Source organism: Candidatus Neomarinimicrobiota bacterium (assembly GCA_041862535.1).
Taxonomy (GTDB): domain Bacteria; phylum Fidelibacterota; class Marinisomatia; order SCGC-AAA003-L08; family TS1B11.
On record JBGVTM010000034.1, the window covers coordinates 1 to 2,501 of the forward strand.

General features: G+C 53.7%; 3 protein-coding genes. All 3 read right to left on the reverse strand.

Features of this window, described 5'->3' with window-relative positions; genetic code table 11:
• Positions 1-596: ABC transporter permease (locus ACETWG_01445; protein ID MFB0515249.1), on the reverse strand; the 596-nt coding region annotated here is incomplete at its 3' end.
• Complete coding sequence (locus tag ACETWG_01450) at positions 593-1,837, reverse strand: ABC transporter permease (protein ID MFB0515250.1); 1,245 nt, start codon at positions 1,835-1,837, stop codon at positions 593-595. The genes ACETWG_01450 and ACETWG_01445, both read right to left, overlap by 4 nt.
• Positions 1,837-2,501, reverse strand: a 665-nt coding sequence (locus ACETWG_01455; protein ID MFB0515251.1) for an efflux RND transporter periplasmic adaptor subunit, incomplete at its 5' end; no start/stop codon positions are given. The genes ACETWG_01455 and ACETWG_01450, both read right to left, overlap by 1 nt.

Consider the following 2,501-nt stretch of genomic DNA (forward strand, 5'->3'; position numbering starts at 1 on the left):
GAGTAATACGAGCTTAACTGCAGTTTGGGGCGCATGACACCAATCACCGTAAAAGGCATGTTCATGATTTGCATGGTTTGTCCTACCGCCGGCTCTTCACCAAAGAGCTTCTCTTTGATATCGTTGCCTAAGAATACAACCCGCCGGCGTTCACGCATATCCAGGTCGTTAATGAAACGTCCTCCTTCTTGTGGGAAACAGCTTCGCAGGTCCCGGAAAGCAGGTTCTACGCCCACTATTTGCTCATTCATGGTGCGCTCGCCCCAGGCAATTTCCCGAATCGTGGTCCCGAATTCAGTGCAGGCAAGTTCAGCCTCTGGGACTTTGTTGCGTATAAGCTGCCCATCCCGCCGGATAAAGCCAATCCACCTGTCTTTGGGAAAACCGGCATAGGGTCGTGATGTCACACCAGCAGCTACACGGACTAAACCGTCACCCAGGCCCCTTTCTCCCTTCAAAAGTGCCCTATGCACACTCTCTCCCAAAGCCGACAAGACGGTAATGCTCACGGTACCCCATACGATCCCGAAGAGAGTCAGGGCAATTCGGATTCTGTCTTGCTTGAGCTGTCGTATTAAGTGCGATACCGAACTCATAGACCTCCAAATCCCAGGGAGCGGACGGGGTCCAGGGATGCCGCCCGCCTTGCGGGAAAGTAACCGGCTAACAAGCCGATGCCTCCGAGCAGGATTACGGTTACAAAACACACAATTGGCGACATCTCCGGCACGCCAATCTGCTCAGGTAGCGGTACGATGCCCATTATAGTTGTCAAAATCCACGATATCAGAAAACCGGCCAAACCACCTGCGGCCACAAGCACGATGGCCTGCAACAGGAACTGCGCAAGGATATGACGCCGCTTGGCACCTACGGCTATCTGGATTCCTATCTCGCCGGTCTTCTGCCCGACGAGCAGATACATGATATTCGCCACGGCGATTCCGCCTACCAGCAATGTAAAAACCCCGCATAGTCCCAGCAGGGTATTAAAGCCAAGGAAGAAATAGAAGATGAATTTGTTTGTATCAGAGGTGTCCCAGAGCATCAGGGTCTCAGTATCAGCAGGGTCGAAGCTATAGATTCGCGCTAAGACCTGATAGGCTCTCCGGGTGACAAAGGATTGTTGCCGGGGATCCTTTGCTCGGTATATGAAGTTGTTGATGTAATTGAGTCCAAAGACAGAGGTCATTGTGGAAGCGGGGATATAAGCGATACGCTCGTCCTCATTACCACCGTATGTGCTGCTTTGCAGTTTGGGACGAAGGACGCCAATGACAATAAAGCCTGTGCCCTGAACAAACAGCGTTTCGCCGACTGCTTCGGTGTCACCGAAAAGCTCTTCTTTGATGTCATTGCCGATGAAAATGACTCGGTGTCGCTGCTCAATATCCTTCTCGTTAAGAAATCGACCGCCGGCCTGCGGGTAGATATGACGCAGGTCGCCGAAACAGGGATAGACGCCCCCAACATAAGCCCTATAATCGCGACCGCCGTAAATTATCGGTTGGTCCCACAGGCTGAGCTCGGGGCTGGCCGCCTCAAGCTCAGGGATTTCGGAGGCCAGCTTCAGGACATCCTCGGCTCTCATGCGAATGGGACGGCCTTTCGGCAGGCCCTCGAACGACAAGCTGGTTCTCAGGGGCCAGGCAACTACTATACCCTCCCCCATTCCATGCATACGGCGGGAATGGTAGCGTTTTAATCCCGCGCCGAACGCAAGCAGTAACACCACGGCCGCCGTACCCCATGTGATGCCGAGTAAGGCAAAGAAGGTACGCAGCTTCTGGGTCTGTAAATCCCGCGCAAAGAGAACAAGCGAAGGCAAAAGATTCATCACTTTATCTCCTCATAGGTTCTCTCCAGTACGCGGTCACCCTCATCCAGTCCGGATACAATTTCAGTCATTAGACCGTTACTTAACCCCGTTTCGATTTGTATGGTTTCGCCGCTGCCGGCCGATTCTTTGAGAATCCGGACAAAGGCTTCGGCTTTTCTCCTCTCAATAACCCGTTCAGGCAGAAGCAGAACATTATCTTTATTTTGAACCAGGATATTCGCCGTAGCTGAGTATCCCGCTCGCAGGACCACGTCCTCGGGCCTCTCGAAAGAAAGACGCACCTCGAAAACAGTGGCATTGTTCCTCTGCTGGGCTTTCAGGCTTATCTCGTCGAGCGTGCCCGTGAGCAGACACTCCGGCAGCGCTCCGACCTGAATACGGGCTTCCATCCCTTCCTTTAGATGGCCCACGTCGATCTCATCGACCGTTCCTCGGAAGACAAGTGTATCCATGTCCGCCAGGATGCACAAGACTGTCCCGCCGGTGCGGGAGCCCAGTGCGTCGACCGGGTCTCCAATATTGACCCGGCGTTCGAGTATATAGCCGTCGATGGGAGAGGTCACTACCGAATCGATTACTTCATCGTCCATGATGACCTTCCCCTGCTTGAGCAAATCAAGCTGCTCTTCGGCCCGTACGCGGCCCAGCCGGGCCTGTTCGT